The organism is Blautia sp. DFI.1.216 (assembly GCF_020594215.1).
GTDB lineage: Bacteria > Bacillota > Clostridia > Lachnospirales > Lachnospiraceae > Blautia_A > Blautia_A wexlerae.
Window position 1 is genome coordinate 1 of the sequence record NZ_JAJDML010000235.1, and the last position, 252, is coordinate 252.

1 protein-coding gene is annotated in these 252 nt (G+C 41.7%); it reads left to right on the forward strand.

Annotated features, from left to right (window positions below):
- On the forward strand, window positions 1-252 hold a 252-nt coding region (locus LJE11_RS19565), incomplete at both ends, for a conjugal transfer protein (protein WP_227296457.1).

A 252-nucleotide genomic window follows, 5' to 3' on the forward strand; every position in this document is an offset into this window, starting at 1 on the left:
GGATAGAAAATTTCGTGAAGAATTTTGCGAAGTCCTATTACACATGGAATAACAGTAAAGAAGCGATTGAATCAAGGACGCAGGCAATCAGCGGTTATCTGACAAAGGAATTGCAGGACTTGAATGTGGATACCATTAGAACCGATATACCGACCAACTCCACAGTTACAGATGTGATTGTGTGGAGTATCGAACAATCGGGAACGGACACTTTTTCTGCTACCTACGAAGTAGATCAGCAGATAAAAGAGG